Below are 14,676 nucleotides of genomic sequence, written 5' to 3'. Positions count from 1 at the left end.
GGATCCAACGGCAGGAACCGCCAGATGACCTGTTCAACAGGTAAATACACCGCAGTGAGAAACGTCACTGTGACGAATATCGAACCTAGTAGACGCGCTGAAGTGCGGGAACCGGACGGACACCCAATCGCCGCGTACGGGTGCATCGGCGCGTAGATCCCATTCATTAGATGAATGATCTCAACATGTCTGCACGTCATCGTTACGGCAGCCCGGCCATAAGGCGCCTCCGGCCAGTTCGGCGAGGACAATGATTGCTGGTCAGCGGGTTTTAGCACTCGTCTCGAGTATTCATCTGTTTTCGAACTCGATAGGTAATAGTGCCGATAATAAAGATTATGTCAAGTAAAAGCTGTAATATTGCAACAGATGCAGGCGGACACGTTGCCCCTGCTCCGGCGGATTGATTATCGGCGCGAGCCGACAACCTGCACTGACGCCGTCCCTGGCGCGTGAGGTGTCCGTGAGATCGGGTTGCGAGAATGAAGTGTGCGGTGCGAGGGCCGTCTGAGCGCGTTTGTGTAACTTGGTGATTGACTTCGTTCCTGCGTTTGATGCAAGATATGAGCATCTGATGCAGCCGTGTGGGAGGTGATGTCAGGTGGCCGTTGATGAAGCCGGACGGTTGGTTCTGGTTCCCGGTGTGCGCTATCTGAACAGCCGGGATGTGGTGTTCGCGGAGATGCTCGAGGGTTGGCGCAATCAGCAGTTGTCTCGCAACCTGTCTTTCGGCACGATCGAGAAACGCGTGAAGCTGATCAGCCGGTTCGCCGACTATGCGAACGAGTATCCATGGCAGTGGACGCCGGCGATGGTCGACGAGTTTTTCGGGGATCTGCGCGGTGTGCGCCATCTGCGCCAGACCTCCGTGCGCAACTATCAGGCATCGCTACGCCTGTTCTGCGACTACGTCTCGTCCTCGGACTACGGGTGGACAGATCTGTGCCTCGAGCAGTTTGGTTCGCATCCGGTGCAGGTGTGTCACGACTGGAACTCCGCGCGGCACGTTCAGGAAGCTGAGTCGAATCCGACGAAGCGCACGTTCAGTCGTGCTGAGCTACAACGCTTTTTCGATCATGCCGATAGTGAGGTGGATCGGATCGCAGCGAGCGGCCGCAAAGGCTGGCGGGCGGCCTACCGCGACGCGACCTGGTTCAAGGTCGCCTACGGCTGGGGGCTTCGCGGTAACGAAGTCCGACATCTGCAGACGAGGGACTTCTACCGGAATCCGAAAGCCCCTGAGTTCGGTAAGTACGGTGTTGTGCATGTCCGCTACGGAAAGCCCCATCGGGGTTCTCCCCCGAAGCCTCGATCGGTTCTGACGGTGTTCGACTGGTGTCCAGAGGTGGTCGACGACTGGATCTCGGCCGCACAGCTGGGCGGTGAGGACGGCCCGCTGGATCTGTTCACCAGCGAGCGCGACACATTAGTGAGCGTCTGTTGCGTGTGGCAACGCTTTTCCCGGTATTGCGACGAGCTCGGTTTGGCGCCAGGCTTGGATATGCACTCATTTCGGCGGTCGTACACGACACACCTGATCGAAGCGGGCGTCGATCCGAAGTTCGTGCAGGATCAACTGGGCCACGAATTCGCGTCGACCACAGGGATCTACGACTGCACCACGACCCACTTTCGTCAGAGCACGCTACGCGAGGCTCTGGACTCGACACTGCGCGACGCGATGAACACCGGGATCGACGACGACACCCGGCGATAACCTCAAGGAGGGCGATTAGTGGCTGCACGGACGGTGGAATATCGCTGGCGACTGGCGGAGTTGATGGCGGCGGCAGGGATGCACAACAGCACCGATCTGGTGCCGCTGCTGCGCGAACGCGGCATCGACTTGTCCGCGTCACAGGTCTATCGGCTGGTGGCCGGTCAGCCCGAACGGGTCTCGTTGCAAGTGATGGCCGCGATCTGCGATGTGTTCGCCTGTACACCAGGCGATCTCGTGACCGTCACCGCAACCGATGCCCGGCGCCGCAAGACCGCATCCGACAATGTTGTCGACCTCGGCCGCAGTGCCCGCCCGAAACGAGCCCGGGTGATCCGCGATGGCTGAGGACGCCGCGCCACCGCGGCGATCGCGAGGCCGCCCCAAGCGGACCACCGGCGACTACACCTGCGATCGATGCGGGCGGGTTATGGGCAAACCCCGGGTGCACTGGCCGGGCGAGCGGCTGTGCAACAGCTGCTTCTATACCGGGATGCGCACCTACGGGCAGTGCCCGCGGTGTGGTCACGACGGTGTGCTTCCCGCCCGGGCCCGGCACGACGATCCACGGCCATGCTGTCTGGAATGCGGCGGCGTCGACCCGGACGCCTACCGGTGCCGGACCTGCGCCCACGAGGGTGAGATCTACCGCGACGGCCAGTGCGCACGCTGCGCGCTGCGGGACAATCTGGACCACCTCACTCCCCAACCTCGCCGAGCCGACATCAAGCGTGTGCGCTCTGCGATGATCGAGGCACTGTGCCGGGCGCAAAGACCCGAAAGCGTGATGACGTGGATGCGCAATGCCGATGCCCGCGAGATCCTGAAAGACCTGATGACCGGGACAATCGCGTGCACCCACGAATCGTTCGACGAATTCCCCCACTCCAAGACCACCGAACACTTCCGCTCGATCCTCGAGCAGCACGGTCTGCTGCCCCGCCGAGACCACTACCTCGCTATCTTCGAAAAATGGTTGGCCGCCAAGGAGGCGGCGGCCGACACTCCGAAGACCTGGGCGATGGCCTACCGGTTTGCGACCTGGCATCACCTGCGCCGCATCCGCGCCCAGTCAGTTCCCGGTGATTCCAGCGAGGGAGCTGTCCGCTCGGCGAAACAGGAGATCACCGAGGTGATCAAGTTCCTCAACTGGCTGCACCACACCCACGCCCGCACGGCCCAGACCTCCACCCAACTCGACGTCGATCAGTATCTCCAGTCCGGACCGACCACCCGACACTTGATCCGGACGTTCTTCGTCTGGTGCCGCGCGAACCACATCAACACCAGCGTCGAGATCGCACACCGGTACGCCAAGACGACACCCACGTTGACCGATGAGCAACGGCTGCAATGGATTCAGACACTGATGCGCGGCAATGTCACCAGCCTGCATCAACGGGTGGCCGGCCTGCTAATGCTGCTCTACGCCCAGCCCCTCACTCGAGTCGTTGCGCTCGAAATCGGCGATCTACAGCTGACACCCACCGAGATGCGCATCAGCCTGGGCACCGAACCGACCCCCGTGCCGGCACCGTTCGCCGTCCTGATCTACGAACTCCTCGAACACCGCCCAAACCTGCAGACCACCGGCAGCGACACCATGTATCTGTTCCCCGGGTACCGCCCGGGCCGCCACCTGCACGCACAAACCGTGATGAAAGAACTCCGCCGCCTCGGCATCAACCTGCACGGTGCACGCAACAGCGCCCTGGACAACCTCGTCAAACTGGCACCTCCACCCATCGTCGCCGACATGCTCGGCTACAGCTACCAGGTGACCGAACGCCACGCCGCACTGGCAGCCACCACCTACTCCCGCTACGCCCAATCGCTGGCCACGACGATCGCGACCGTGAACTGACCTCATCCTCAACAGCAGCCGGTGCCCGCCCCCAACACCGCACACAACGCCTGCAACGATTCCGGCTGAGCCCGGTAGTACACGTTCATCCCTCGCCGCTGCCCCACCACCATCCCCGCCTTGCGCAGCTGCCCCAGATGGTGACTAGTCGTCGCCTCCGTCACCCCAACCGCGGCCGCGAGATCACACGTGCACACACCCTCACCCGACTCATCGGCGAGCAACATCGCCACCAACTTGATCCGCACCGGATCAGCAAGCGCCTTGAGCCGCAACGCAATCTCGAGCGCATCGTCATCGCCAAGCGGACCCGACGACACCGGAGCGCAGCAAATTGGACCACTGATATCAACCATCGGCAAAGTCTTCGGCACGACTCAACCGTACCCAACCACTTGACATATGTCGAAAAGGTAGGCACCCTGCAGATGACCTTAGTTCGATATATGTCTCACAGGTGAAGGTGATGGTCATGTCCCGTATGCAGCTCGCGCTCAATGTTGATGATCTCGATACCGCGATCGACTTCTACTCCAAGCTGTTCAACACCACTCCGGCCAAGCGCAAGCCGGGATACGCCAACTTCGCGGTCGCAGAGCCGCCGCTGAAACTGGTGCTTCTGGAGAATCCTGGCCAGGGCGGCACCATCAACCACCTCGGCGTCGAGGTCGAGTCGAGCGAGAAGGTGCACGCCGAGATCGCCCGGCTGTCCGGGGAGGGTCTGTTCACGCAGGAGGAGATCAACTCCACCTGTTGCTTCGCGACCCAGGACAAGGTGTGGGTGACCGGTCCGGCCAACGAGAAGTGGGAGGTCTACACCGTACTCGCCGACTCCGACACCTTCGGGACAAGCCCGAAACTGTTGACACAGAACGCCGTCGATAATGCCGACCAAAGTTCGGTGTGCTGCGGAGGCAGCGCCAGCGATCCTACTGAGGCCCGCACAGCCTGCTGCTGACGAGCCGCGGCTCGCTCTCTCGCCTACCGCCCAAGCCGGTCGGCGAGAGAGCGGATGCGGGTGGCGATGTCGTCGCGGATCAACCGCATCCGTTCGATGCCCTCGATGCCACATTCGGAGGGTTCGTCGGTGTTCCACACCTCGAGGGCGACACCTTCGGGCGGGGTAACGTAGGCGGCGCCGATCACCACGACTAGATCTGCGGCCCGCATCAGCTCGTCTGTGAGTTGGCGAGGCTTGTGTTCGGCGACTTCGGCCCCGAACTCGGCGAGCACCTGAGCGGAGAGGTCGTTGACCCGGCCGCCGATCTTCGCGCTGGTCCCGGCCGACGACGCGGAGATCCGGTCGGTGATCTCCGGCGTGAGGCGTTCGGCCATCACGGATTTGCCGCGGTTGCTAACGCACACGAAGAGCACATCGATGGGTTCAGGCATGGCGCAGGGGCTCCCTGGTTGCGTTGGTGGTTGTGGTGATGCGTTTCCGCAGCGCCAAAGACACGTACACGAGACCGACGAGGACGGGAACCTCGATCAGCGGGCCGATCACCCCGGCCAGAGCCTGCCCGGAGGTCGCACCGTAGGTGGCGATCGCGACGGCGATGGCAAGCTCAAAGTTGTTGCCCGCCGCAGTGAAAGAGAGCGTGGTGGTCCGCTCGTAACCCAGTCCCAGCGCGGCGCCCAGGATGAATCCGCCACCCCACATCACCGCGAAGTAGATCAGCAGCGGAAGAGCGATCCGCACGACGTCCCAGGGCTGCGAGGTGATCTGCTCACCCTGCAAAGCGAACAAGATAACAATCGTGAACAGTAGACCGTAGAGCGCCCACGGCCCGAGGCGCGGCAGCAACGAGGACTCGTACCACTCGCGGCCTTTGGTCCGCTCGCCGATGCGACGGGTGAGGTACCCGGCCACCAGGGGGATGCCGAGGAAGATCAGCACCGACCTGGCGATCTGCCACATCGAGGTATCAATGGTGGTCTGTTCGAGACCGAGCCAGCCGGGTAGCACTGACAGGTAGAACCAGCCCAGCACGGCGAACATGATGACCTGGAACACCGAGTTCAGCGCGACGAGGACTGCAGCGGCTTCCCGGTCGCCGCAGGCCAGATCGTTCCAGATGATGACCATCGCGATACATCTGGCCAGACCGACGATGATCAGGCCCGTCCGGTATTCCGGCAGATCCGGCAACAGCAACCACGCCAGCGCAAACATCAACGCCGGGCCGATGATCCAGTTCAGCACCAGCGAGCTGAGCAGCAGGCGACGATCGGCGGTGACCGCGTCGAGTCGGTCGTAACGCACCTTTGCCAGCACCGGATACATCATGATCAGCAGCCCGAGAGCGATCGGCAGCGAGATACCGTCGAGTTCTACCGCCGCCAGTGTCTCTCCCAGCCCCGGGACAGCGCGGCCCAACAGCAATCCTGCAACCATTGCGGCGCCGATCCACACCGGCAGGAACCGATCAAGCATCGACAACTTGCCCGCGACCGCATGACCTGCCCCACTCATCGACCTTCCTCGCACGAATCCGGCTCACCGACCACTGCCGCAAGACCAACTAGTACCTCCGATAACTGCTCGAGCACAACGCTATTCACGCGGTAGTAGACCCACGTGCCCCGGCGTTCACTGGTCACCAGGCCGGCCTCCCGTAACACCCTCAGATGATGCGAGATCGTCGACTGCGACAACCGGATCGGTCCCGAAATATCACACACACAGGCCTGACCACCCGGCCGCGACGCCACCTCCGACAACAACCGCAGGCGCACCGGATCCGCCAACGCCTTCAACGCCGGCGCAAACCGCGCAGCCCGATTCGCACTCAACCCGCCACCGCCCGCAACCAGCACGTCTTGATTCGACATACATCAATATTGACACACATCGAATCAACGGACAATCCAACCCCCGCCATCTACCACCACCGCACGACTGCAGACCTTGAAACCTCTTGCTGGGGAATATGATCAGTTCGATATTGACGGTATCCAGTAAACCACTGCATATTGCGCTGCGCCGCAACACTATTCAGGTGCGTCGTTGTCGTCGGCTATGTGATTCGTCGGCCGCCGGCCCCCTATTTGCCTACACGTCATCGCGCGAGTCCCAGGAACGCCATCAACGAGCGTTCGACTTCCACGAGTTGCTCGGATGTCAGACGGCCAACACGCGTCAGTACACTCGACCGCCGGACCGCGGTCAGCTTGTCAATCATCACGTCGCTGTCCCGATCGAGGCCCGAGATCGTATCCCGGTCTCCTGGGATACGAATCCGCAACAACGGCGCCTCGATGAGCTGGCTCGTCATCGGCGCAACTACCACCGACAGAGTTGAATCGAAGAGATCGTCCTGGACGATGACCGCAGGTCGCGGCTTGGATGCATACACGCCACCCGCCACAGTCCAGATCTCGCCGCGAATCACGCCTCGTCGTCCCAGGGTGCCGCAATAGCCTCGACGAAATCCTGCTCATCCCCGTCGGCGTCGGCCTCTGCCACGAGAACTGACTGCTTGTGGGCTTGCGCGGCAAACTCAGGTGTTCGTACGTCAGGAACCCAGACCTGCAACGGCCGCAAGCCGCGCTCACGCATCCGGCGCCGGTACTCGCCAACCCTGTCCCTCACTGCCACGCCCACATGTTACATGTAACGCTTCAGACTGGCCAGAGTGCGCATCCCCGGGATGAATATGCAGGGTTACCAGAAGAGCGCTGCAGTGCAGTGCAGGACGATACAAGTGCCATCCTCGGGTTATCCACCCTCGCGCTCCAGCGCGTCCGGATGTGTCACCGAACGTAGCTCCAGTTGGGGTATGCCAACAAAATAGTTGGGGTTGCAGGTGTACAGCGGAATAGCGTTCGCGATGGCACTGGCCGCGATCAGTGCGTCATATGCTCGCGCACTGGGCTTTCGCCCCGACGACCGCAATGCCGCCGCGACGCTGCCAAAAGCCCGCGCACTCTCGGCGGTGAATGCAAGGACCTCGAAGTCCGCTTCTGCCTGCTGTACGTGCTGTTGCCTTGCACTTCTCTCGTGGTCGGTTCGCGCCACGTGTGGCCCAACCGAAAGCTCCGCAAGGGTGATCGCGCTAATCACCGACTCCTCAGGAAGCTCGTCAGGATCGGCGAGCCTGCCGAGCAGAATCACGGTGGACGTGTCAAGCATCCCCCGCGTCGTCGCGACCGCTCCTGTCATAGGGACGAATCCAACACACTGTCGATGTCAGACCGCAGGACGTCCGGGTCGATCTGCGGAAGGTGGGCTCGCCGACGAATCAACTCTGCCGCGCTGACGCTCTTTCTGGGCAAAGGCCGAAGTTCGGCCACTGGCTCGCCATCGCGGGTGACCACGATCCGCTCACCACGCTCGACTCGGCGTAACACCTCACCCCCGTTGTTGCGCAGATCCCTCACACTCGCCGCGTCGGTCATGTTCTTCAGTGTATCACCGGTGATACACGGGCAGGTGGTGTGCATCCGGGTCTTCTGGGATACGAATGCGCTCAATGGCGCCTCGACGAGCTGGCTCGTCATCGACGCAACCACTACAAGGCCACGAGGGCCAAGGAATCACATGCGGCGTCCACTGTCACCGTCGGTCGACATCTCGCGCATCGAGGACCCCAGCGGCGTCGGCCCGAACGTTGGTGTGCAATCGACAATCCTTGAAGCGGTTACGAAGTGCGAGCGACACATACACCAGGCCCACCAGTACGGGTACCTCGATGAGCGGACCGATTACGCCGGCCAATGCTTGTCCTGACGCCGCGCCGTAGGTGGCGATGGCCACCGCGATCGCGAGCTCGAAATTGTTGCCGGCCGCGGTGAACGCCAGCGTGGTGGTGCGCGAATATCCCAATCCCATCGCCGCGCCGAGAGCAAAGCCGCCTCCCCACATCACCGCGAAGTAGATCAGCAGCGGAATCGCGATGCGCACCACATCCCACGGCTGCGAGGTGATCTTGTCCCCCTGCAGCGCAAACAGGATCACGATGGTGAACAGCAGCCCGTACAGCGCCCACGGGCCCAGGCGTGGCAACAACGTGTTCTCGTACCAATCGCGTCCCCGCACGCGCTCACCCCAGAAACGGGTCAGGTACCCCGCCAGCAGCGGGATACCGAGGAAGATGAGCACAGACTTGGCGATCTGCCACGGCGAGGCGTCGATGGTGGTCTGTTCCAGACCGAGCCAGCCCGGCAGGACCGACAGGTAGAACCAGGCGAGCACCGCGAACATGAACACCTGGAAGATCGAATTCAACGCCACCAGCACCGCCGCGGCTTCCCTGTCGCCGCACGCGAGGTCGTTCCAGATGATCACCATCGCAATGCAGCGCGCCAACCCGACGAGAATCAGCCCCGTCCGATAGTCGGGCACGTCGGCCAACAGCAGCCACGCCAAGGCGAACATCAGGGCCGGACCGATAACCCAGTTCAACACCAACGACCCGACCAGCATGCGGCGGTCACCGATCACCGAGTCCAGGCGGTCATAGCGAACCTTGGCCAGAACCGGATACATCATGACCAGCAGCCCGAGCGCGATGGGCAGTGAAACGCCGTCGACCTGTACCGAGGCAAGCCCGTCACCAAGGCCGGGCACGCCACGACCGAGCACCAGGCCGGCAACCATCGCCGCCCCGATCCACACTGGAAGAAATCTGTCGAGAACCGAAAGCCTGCCGGCCACACCACTCTTCATGCGATCTACTCCGGAGGCTCACACGAGCGTGACTCGTCCACCACCGTGGCGAAACCACCCAGCAGTACCGACAGGCGCCTCATCATGTCCGTGTTGACCCGGTAGTACACCCACGTCGCGCGACGCTCACTCGTCACCAATCCCGCCTCACGCAAGACCTTGAGATGATGGGAGATCGTCGGCTGCGACACCGCAACCGAACCGGAGATGTCACACACGCATGCCTCACCTCCCGGATGCGCGGCCACCTGCGACACCAACTGCAACCGAACCGGATCCGCGAGAGCCTTCAACGCTACCGCCCACCGAGCGGCATCCCCGGCATCCAAGTCTCGGCGGTTGCCGGCCGTCAACAGATTCTGATTCGACACGCATCGATATTGACACTGGTCGAATCATGATGCAAGCGGATCGGGATCCTGCTTACCACTCGCGGAGTATGGTTCGGGTCGCGTGTTCGAATCACGCACTGTCACCAAAGGATTGATCATGCGCGCTGCCCGACTCCACGGCACCACCGATCTGCGCGTCGACACCGTCGCCGACCCGACTCCCCTGCCCGGTCAGGTCAAGATCAAGAATGCGTACACCGGTATCTGCGGCTCCGATCTGCACATGTACTACGCGCCGCTTCCTCCGGCCGACCAGTATCCCCCGCATCCGCTGACCGGCGCGGGGCTGCCGCAGATCCTCGGTCACGAGTTCTCCGGCACCATCGTCGAACTCGGCGAAGGTGTCGACAACATCGCCGTGGGCGATCACGTGGCGGTGTGGCCGATCTACTACTGCGGCACATGCGTCGCGTGCCGCCGGGGCCGCTACAACGTGTGCCGCACAATCGGTTTCCACGGTCTCACGTCCCACGGCGGCGGCATGGCCGAGTACACGACGGTCGACGCATCCAAGGTGCACGCGTTGCCCGCCGCCGTCGACCTGACGATGGGCGCGCTGGTCGAACCCATGGCCGTGTCGTGGCACGCCGTCGACCGAAGCGGCGTCAACGCAGGCGCCACCGCGCTCATCGCGGGCGCTGGACCGATCGGCATCGGGCTCTGGTTCGCCCTCAAAGCCCGCGGTGTCACGCGCGTCGTGGTCTCCGAACCAAGCACGGAACGACGTGCAGTGATCGAGGGTCTCGGCGCGGCTACTGTCGACCCGGTCGGCGGCGACCTCGCGGGCGCGGTCGCCGAACTCACCGGCGGTGACGGAGTCGACGTCGCCTTTGACGCTGCCGGCGCCGGGTCCGCGATCGCGTCGGCCATTCACCTGCTCACCCCGGGCGGCCGGCTGGTCATCGTGGCGATCCACGAACACCCGATGGAGTTCCTTCCGACCATGCTGGTCATGGCCGAGACCGAGATCGCCGGGGCCCTCGCCTATCTGCCCGCCGACTTCGATGCAGTGATCGCCGCGATGGCCGATGGACTCTACGATCCAACGGGCTGGGTAACCGCGATCGGACTCGACGACGTCAGCGATGCGTTTGCCACACTCCGGGCGGGAAAAGGCGCGAAGTTCCTCGTGCGCGCCGACTCCTGACATCACACTCCCCATTGCGCTCACACGCGGTCGCCCGTCGATAGTCGCGAATCGCCGCTCCGCGACCCTCATCTGCGGTAATCTCGCCACACCATGCGCATCTGGATTTGCCTCTCGTCGGTCCTGCTCGCCGTTGCCGCACTCGGCACGGGCGTGAGCGACGCCGGCGCGGCACAGCCCGAGTGGAACGGCCAGTGGTCGCTGACCCGCTATGCCGCGTCGAAAACCGGGACGAGTCTCGCGGCGCGACAAAAGGAACCAGACTTCTCCGACACCTACACGTTCTCGACGTCGTGCGCGTCCGGCAAGTGCGTGGCCACCGTGGTGGCCGGACCCGAAGCCAAGAACCCCACCATCCCGCGACCGCCGCGCTACACCTGGAATGGCGTTTCGTGGGTCGAACACTTTGATTGGCAATGGGATTGCTACATGGGCGCGGGCAAACCCAAGGTGTACGCGCCCGCACACTCGGACGCCTTCTACACACCGATGCCCGACGGCACCAAACGTGGCAGATGGACCACCACCATCGACAGCGGGCCGTGCGCGGGCACCGTGACAATGGCGGTCAAGGCAAACAAGGTGGGCACCGCTGGGCCACCGAGCGGTTCGTTCGGCAGCTGAATCACCCGGATTGGGACCTTCGCCCCGGAGCGGGCAAACACGCAGCGGCATCACGCGTCGTTGTTGCGGACCTCGTCGTGGTGAGCGGTGTGCAGCCAGTGAGCAAATCCATCGGGCGCCCGGGAACCCCGTCGCGGTGAGGTGAGCACGATGCCGCGGTCGGTCGCAACCACGACGGCGCCAGCGGCACGTGCGGCGTCGACCAGCGCTCGGTCCTCCCCACTGGTCATCGGCGCAAATCCGCCGATCGCGCTGTAGGTGTCAGCACGGATGCCCAGGTTGGCGCCAAAGACGTGTGCATGCCCGGAACGCACCGGGTGAGCGGTGTGCCACCGAAACTGTTGATGTGCGGTCAAGCCGTGATCGGGGACGACCAACCCGGTCACAACGTGTGTTCCGCGATCGGCGAGGTCGAGGTGAGTCCACAACCAATCGGGTGGAACGGCGGAGTCGGCGTCGGTGTTGGCCACCCAATGCTGTACCGGCGCATGGCTCTCCATGCAGGCAAGCGCCGCCGCAACACCGATTCGCCGGGCGGTCCCCACCACACCCGCGTCCGATGACACGATGCGTGCTCCGTGTCGGCGTGCGATGCGAGCCGTGTCGTCGTGGCACCGATCGAGCACAACGATGAGCGCCACCTCGACGTCGACCGCCACGCGGGCGAGGTGCTGTTCAGCGATCCGGATCGAGCTCAGACACCGGCCGATGAGACGTTCCTCGTTACGCGCAGGAACGATCACGTGAATGGTGGTGACGCCCGTCATGACGTCGATATCGCGGTGTGCCGCCACCGACCGAGGATGTAGTCGGAATGCGTGGCGGAACCGACAGTCACAAAGCGACGATGCGCATCAATGGCGTCATGCACCGCCCGCCCGTCAAGCGGCCATCCCGCAATGGGATGGGTCCAGTGACATGCCAACAGATGCCCTGCGGGAGTGAGGATCTGATCGATCCCGTCGAGAGTTGCGATGAGCTGCGCCGGACTCAGAAAATACCCCACTTCCGACAACACCACCAGGTCGTAACGGTGGTCGGGCAAGTGATCGGGTGCCGACGCCTCCCAGACGGTCACGTTCGCGTGGTGACGCACGCGTGCACGCGCCGCGGAGACCGCTGTCGGGGACGGATCTATCGCGTCGACGTGTCGGCACGCCGACGCAAGGTCGGCGGTGAGCGCGCCGACGGAGCAACCGATCTCCAGCGCGCGGTCGGGCTGTGGCACTGTCCCGAGCATGTCCACAGTCGCACGACGTTTGCGCACCTCGTAGTCGGAGTTCACCTGCCATGGGTCGGGGTCACGACGGTGCAGCGGTTCGAAGGCGGTGAGATCTGTTGGCGTCTCGTCACACAGGAACACCTCGTGGTCACGCATGAAGTGTTCGAGGACATGCGCGGGCAACACCGCAGCGTCTGCTGCCGCGTCCGATAACGGCTCCACCTGAGAGCTATGTGCGCGAATCGCCCGGAGTTTGGCGGTTCGATCCCCTGAGGACAGATGATGCACCGCTGGTCGGCCGTCGGGAAACAATTCAGGTGTTCCCCAGTGCCAGAACCAGATCGGGTACTCCCAGAGAGCGCAGTCGGTGCGCGCCGCGGCCGCTGCGGCAGCACGGCCGGCCGCCTCGTGATCGGGGTGCCCGTCGCGTCGCAACGGCGCGAGAACCAACACGCGTCCGTGCTGAGCGGTGATCGAGCTGACCACAGCCGCTGTCAGCTCGTCGTGATGAGCACCGACGTCGCCGTCAGACAATCCGACAGCTCGCAGCTCGATGGCTTTGCCTGCTCCGCTTCGCACGGCGTCCATCGCCTCGTGCATCTCACGTTGCCGACGCCGACCAAGGACACCGGCTGACACAGTGGGTGACTGCGGATGCGAGGCCTCCCCCCACGTGGCCAGGACCACAGTCACCGACACTCCGACGGCAACAGCGTGATGCATCAAACCGCCGCACCCCAGCGACTCGTCGTCGGGGTGGGCGGACACCACGACCATCGCGTCGTACGAGTCGGCGACGCCGGCTTCCGGCCACGCGTCGGGGTCGAGACCTCGGCGCCAGACTGTTTCGGGAGTTCCGGTGTCAGACGAGGTGAAGCGCGGGGCCGCCGTCACAGTATCAGCCCCCGGCCGACGACCACTGCTCGTCCCAACGCCGCGGCGTCACGCTCGGCGTGTTCTTGACGGAGGTATACCGTCAGGTCCGCTACGCGAGCCGCGTGAGCGTCATCACGTACCAGCGGCGCGGGCCCCAACGCGTGAGCGGCCCGTTCCAAAGTCTCCTCGGCCGATTCGCGCACGATGCGGCGAGTGTGACCGGCCACCACCGCCGCCTGCTCCGCGGAGGACGCGGCCAAACGTGTTGCGGCGTCGGCCAGCGCGCACCGCGCGCGATGCAGTGCCGCGTCGATCGCCCCCAGATGCATGTGCCCGATCTGATCGAGATCGGCACGCCCACTGGCCGCACGTACGGTGCGGCCCAAGCCCACCGCCCCGCCGAACCACACCGCAGCCACTCGAATACCACCCGCGGCGAACCCTGGCCGGTCCAGATACCAGTTGTCGCCGCCCACCGGGATTGCGGGCACCGCGTCACAATCAATGCTCGGTGAATCCACCGACACCAATCCGCGGGCATACCACGGTTCATCGCCAACTACGGTGCGTGCGTCGGTCAGATCAATCGCGAACAACCCGCGGGCATGCTCCGACATCCATGCGGTGACCAGCGCTCGATCGAGTTCACGAGCCAGGGAGCACCACGTCTTGGTTCCCGACAGGGTCCACTCGCCACCGTCTTCACGCGCGAGCAGACGCGTGCGGCCCTCCGCAGCAAACACACCCCACCGGTGGCGCCGATTGTCGGCCATCGTGGCTGAGTGCGCTTCCTTGAGAATGCTCAGTGCGTCGAGGTGTGGTTCCAGCACGCGTGCCACCGTCAGGTCGATGGCACCGATGGTCGCCATCGCCGACCATTCCGTTGCGAGATCGGGGGCAGCCTCGACCGGATCGGCGAGCCGGTCGAGATGGGCCGAAGGCATGCACTCGTGCGATCGGGCAACAGTCTCGCGAACCAGAGTGTCGACAACGTCGGCACGCGGTGCCTCGTTGCCGATGGCGATCCAGGACGGTTCGCCATGCGAAACAGGTGCAGCGCCTCGATGATTCACGCACCCAATGCTAGCACCGGTTAGGCCTCGGCTCCGCTCAGCGACTGCCGGACCAATGGTGCAGATGCGACAATCGGTGGACCCGATGCGCAA

The 14,676-nt window shown here is 63.7% G+C and carries 19 protein-coding genes; 6 read left to right on the top strand and 13 right to left on the bottom strand.

Annotated elements, in window-relative coordinates:
- Nucleotides 1-601: 601 nt before the first annotated feature.
- From ACWDSI_RS08450 to ACWDSI_RS08440, 3 genes are all read left to right on the top strand, one after another.
- Complete coding sequence (locus ACWDSI_RS08450; protein WP_094600595.1) at nucleotides 602-1,717, top strand: tyrosine-type recombinase/integrase; 1,116 nt, start codon at nucleotides 602-604, stop codon at nucleotides 1,715-1,717.
- Nucleotides 1,718-1,735: 18 nt separating this feature from the next.
- Complete coding sequence (locus tag ACWDSI_RS08445; protein WP_265076470.1) at nucleotides 1,736-2,065, top strand: helix-turn-helix domain-containing protein; 330 nt, start codon at nucleotides 1,736-1,738, stop codon at nucleotides 2,063-2,065.
- A gap of 82 nt (nucleotides 2,066-2,147) precedes the next feature.
- Nucleotides 2,148-3,581, top strand: coding sequence for a hypothetical protein (locus ACWDSI_RS08440; protein WP_094600596.1), 1,434 nt, complete (start codon nucleotides 2,148-2,150; stop codon nucleotides 3,579-3,581).
- An 8-nt stretch (nucleotides 3,582-3,589) separates the two neighbouring features.
- On the opposite strand, the gene ACWDSI_RS08435 is transcribed toward ACWDSI_RS08440, so the two are convergent.
- Nucleotides 3,590-3,955 carry an Rv2640c family ArsR-like transcriptional regulator gene (locus ACWDSI_RS08435; protein ID WP_079929793.1) on the bottom strand — a complete coding sequence of 122 codons (366 nt, stop codon included), beginning with the start codon at nucleotides 3,953-3,955 and terminating at the stop codon, nucleotides 3,590-3,592.
- Between the two features lie 98 nt (nucleotides 3,956-4,053).
- Between ACWDSI_RS08435 and ACWDSI_RS08430 the strand changes: the two genes are divergently transcribed.
- Entirely contained in the window at nucleotides 4,054-4,539 is a 486-nt protein-coding gene (locus tag ACWDSI_RS08430; RefSeq protein WP_172398815.1) for an ArsI/CadI family heavy metal resistance metalloenzyme, read from the top strand.
- 23 nt (nucleotides 4,540-4,562) lie between these two features.
- Here the strand turns inward: ACWDSI_RS08430 and ACWDSI_RS08425 are convergent, their stop codons facing one another.
- From ACWDSI_RS08425 to ACWDSI_RS08385, 9 genes are all read right to left on the bottom strand, one after another.
- Nucleotides 4,563-4,973 (bottom strand): arsenate-mycothiol transferase ArsC, encoded by a 411-nt coding sequence (locus ACWDSI_RS08425; RefSeq protein ID WP_265076471.1) that lies wholly within the window; start codon nucleotides 4,971-4,973, stop codon nucleotides 4,563-4,565.
- Nucleotides 4,966-6,054, bottom strand: coding sequence for an ACR3 family arsenite efflux transporter (gene arsB, locus ACWDSI_RS08420; RefSeq protein ID WP_079929798.1), 1,089 nt, complete (start codon nucleotides 6,052-6,054; stop codon nucleotides 4,966-4,968). Before arsB (ACWDSI_RS08420) ends, ACWDSI_RS08425 begins: the two co-directional genes overlap by 8 nt.
- A complete protein-coding gene (locus tag ACWDSI_RS08415; protein WP_079929799.1) occupies nucleotides 6,051-6,413 on the bottom strand; it encodes an ArsR/SmtB family transcription factor in 363 nt (120 codons plus the stop codon). Before ACWDSI_RS08415 ends, arsB (ACWDSI_RS08420) begins: the two co-directional genes overlap by 4 nt.
- A 227-nt stretch (nucleotides 6,414-6,640) precedes the next feature.
- Entirely contained in the window at nucleotides 6,641-6,973 is a 333-nt protein-coding gene (locus ACWDSI_RS08410; RefSeq protein ID WP_449747835.1) for a type II toxin-antitoxin system PemK/MazF family toxin, read from the bottom strand.
- Nucleotides 6,970-7,179 carry an antitoxin MazE-like protein gene (locus ACWDSI_RS08405; RefSeq protein ID WP_449747836.1) on the bottom strand — a complete coding sequence of 70 codons (210 nt, stop codon included), beginning with the start codon at nucleotides 7,177-7,179 and terminating at the stop codon, nucleotides 6,970-6,972. The genes ACWDSI_RS08410 and ACWDSI_RS08405 overlap by 4 nt, the downstream gene beginning before the upstream one ends.
- A gap of 120 nt (nucleotides 7,180-7,299) precedes the next feature.
- Nucleotides 7,300-7,713 (bottom strand): PIN domain-containing protein, encoded by a 414-nt coding sequence (locus tag ACWDSI_RS08400; protein ID WP_449747837.1) that lies wholly within the window; start codon nucleotides 7,711-7,713, stop codon nucleotides 7,300-7,302.
- A gap of 26 nt (nucleotides 7,714-7,739) precedes the next feature.
- Nucleotides 7,740-8,081: a type II toxin-antitoxin system Phd/YefM family antitoxin gene (locus tag ACWDSI_RS08395; RefSeq protein ID WP_449747838.1), complete on the bottom strand. Its 342-nt coding sequence runs from the start codon at nucleotides 8,079-8,081 to the stop codon at nucleotides 7,740-7,742.
- 55 nt (nucleotides 8,082-8,136) lie between these two features.
- Complete coding sequence (arsB, locus tag ACWDSI_RS08390) at nucleotides 8,137-9,249, bottom strand: ACR3 family arsenite efflux transporter (protein WP_449756280.1); 1,113 nt, start codon at nucleotides 9,247-9,249, stop codon at nucleotides 8,137-8,139.
- A gap of 5 nt (nucleotides 9,250-9,254) precedes the next feature.
- Entirely contained in the window at nucleotides 9,255-9,620 is a 366-nt protein-coding gene (locus ACWDSI_RS08385) for an ArsR/SmtB family transcription factor (RefSeq protein ID WP_449756279.1), read from the bottom strand.
- A gap of 118 nt (nucleotides 9,621-9,738) precedes the next feature.
- Here ACWDSI_RS08385 and ACWDSI_RS08380 point away from each other — a divergent pair, with 118 nt between their 5' ends.
- Both ACWDSI_RS08380 and ACWDSI_RS08375 read left to right on the top strand, forming a co-directional pair.
- The gene (locus ACWDSI_RS08380; protein ID WP_449756278.1) at nucleotides 9,739-10,788 is read left to right on the top strand and encodes a 2,3-butanediol dehydrogenase; all 1,050 of its coding nucleotides are present in this window, start codon (nucleotides 9,739-9,741) and stop codon (nucleotides 10,786-10,788) included.
- Nucleotides 10,789-10,881: 93 nt separating this feature from the next.
- The gene (locus ACWDSI_RS08375; protein ID WP_449756277.1) at nucleotides 10,882-11,412 is read left to right on the top strand and encodes an Rv2253 family sensor-like surface protein; all 531 of its coding nucleotides are present in this window, start codon (nucleotides 10,882-10,884) and stop codon (nucleotides 11,410-11,412) included.
- Between the two features lie 50 nt (nucleotides 11,413-11,462).
- Here ACWDSI_RS08375 and ACWDSI_RS08370 read toward each other — a convergent pair whose 3' ends face one another.
- Genes ACWDSI_RS08370 through ACWDSI_RS08360 form a run of 3 tightly spaced genes read right to left on the bottom strand, consistent with a single transcriptional unit; the run spans nucleotide 11,463 to nucleotide 14,454 of the window.
- Nucleotides 11,463-12,206, bottom strand: coding sequence for a glycosyltransferase (locus ACWDSI_RS08370; protein WP_449756276.1), 744 nt, complete (start codon nucleotides 12,204-12,206; stop codon nucleotides 11,463-11,465).
- Entirely contained in the window at nucleotides 12,176-13,528 is a 1,353-nt protein-coding gene (locus ACWDSI_RS08365; RefSeq protein ID WP_449756275.1) for a PIG-L family deacetylase, read from the bottom strand. The genes ACWDSI_RS08370 and ACWDSI_RS08365 overlap by 31 nt, the downstream gene beginning before the upstream one ends.
- Nucleotides 13,525-14,454, bottom strand: coding sequence for an acyl-CoA dehydrogenase (locus ACWDSI_RS08360; RefSeq protein ID WP_449756274.1), 930 nt, complete (start codon nucleotides 14,452-14,454; stop codon nucleotides 13,525-13,527). Before ACWDSI_RS08360 ends, ACWDSI_RS08365 begins: the two co-directional genes overlap by 4 nt.
- Nucleotides 14,455-14,676: the final 222 nt, after the last annotated feature.

This window comes from Gordonia sp. NPDC003429, assembly GCF_053588575.1.
The sequence above is the reverse complement of the archived record's forward strand: the minus strand, read 5'-3'. Positions and strand labels throughout refer to the sequence as shown.

Coding starts and splice junctions, on each gene's coding strand:
- ACWDSI_RS08440 (WP_094600596.1), top strand. CDS start 2,148: ATGGGCAAACCCCGGGTGCACTGGCCGGGCGAGCGGCTGTGCAACAGC.
- ACWDSI_RS08430 (WP_172398815.1), top strand. CDS start 4,054: ATGTCCCGTATGCAGCTCGCGCTCAATGTTGATGATCTCGATACCGCG.
- ACWDSI_RS08425 (WP_265076471.1), bottom strand. CDS start 4,973: ATGCCTGAACCCATCGATGTGCTCTTCGTGTGCGTTAGCAACCGCGGC.
- arsB (WP_079929798.1), bottom strand. CDS start 6,054: ATGAGTGGGGCAGGTCATGCGGTCGCGGGCAAGTTGTCGATGCTTGAT.
- ACWDSI_RS08415 (WP_079929799.1), bottom strand. CDS start 6,413: ATGTCGAATCAAGACGTGCTGGTTGCGGGCGGTGGCGGGTTGAGTGCG.
- ACWDSI_RS08400 (WP_449747837.1), bottom strand. CDS start 7,713: ATGCTTGACACGTCCACCGTGATTCTGCTCGGCAGGCTCGCCGATCCT.
- ACWDSI_RS08395 (WP_449747838.1), bottom strand. CDS start 8,081: ATGACGAGCCAGCTCGTCGAGGCGCCATTGAGCGCATTCGTATCCCAG.
- arsB (WP_449756280.1), bottom strand. CDS start 9,249: ATGAAGAGTGGTGTGGCCGGCAGGCTTTCGGTTCTCGACAGATTTCTT.
- ACWDSI_RS08380 (WP_449756278.1), top strand. CDS start 9,739: ATGCGCGCTGCCCGACTCCACGGCACCACCGATCTGCGCGTCGACACC.
- ACWDSI_RS08375 (WP_449756277.1), top strand. CDS start 10,882: ATGCGCATCTGGATTTGCCTCTCGTCGGTCCTGCTCGCCGTTGCCGCA.
- ACWDSI_RS08360 (WP_449756274.1), bottom strand. CDS start 14,454: ATGCCTTCGGCCCATCTCGACCGGCTCGCCGATCCGGTCGAGGCTGCC.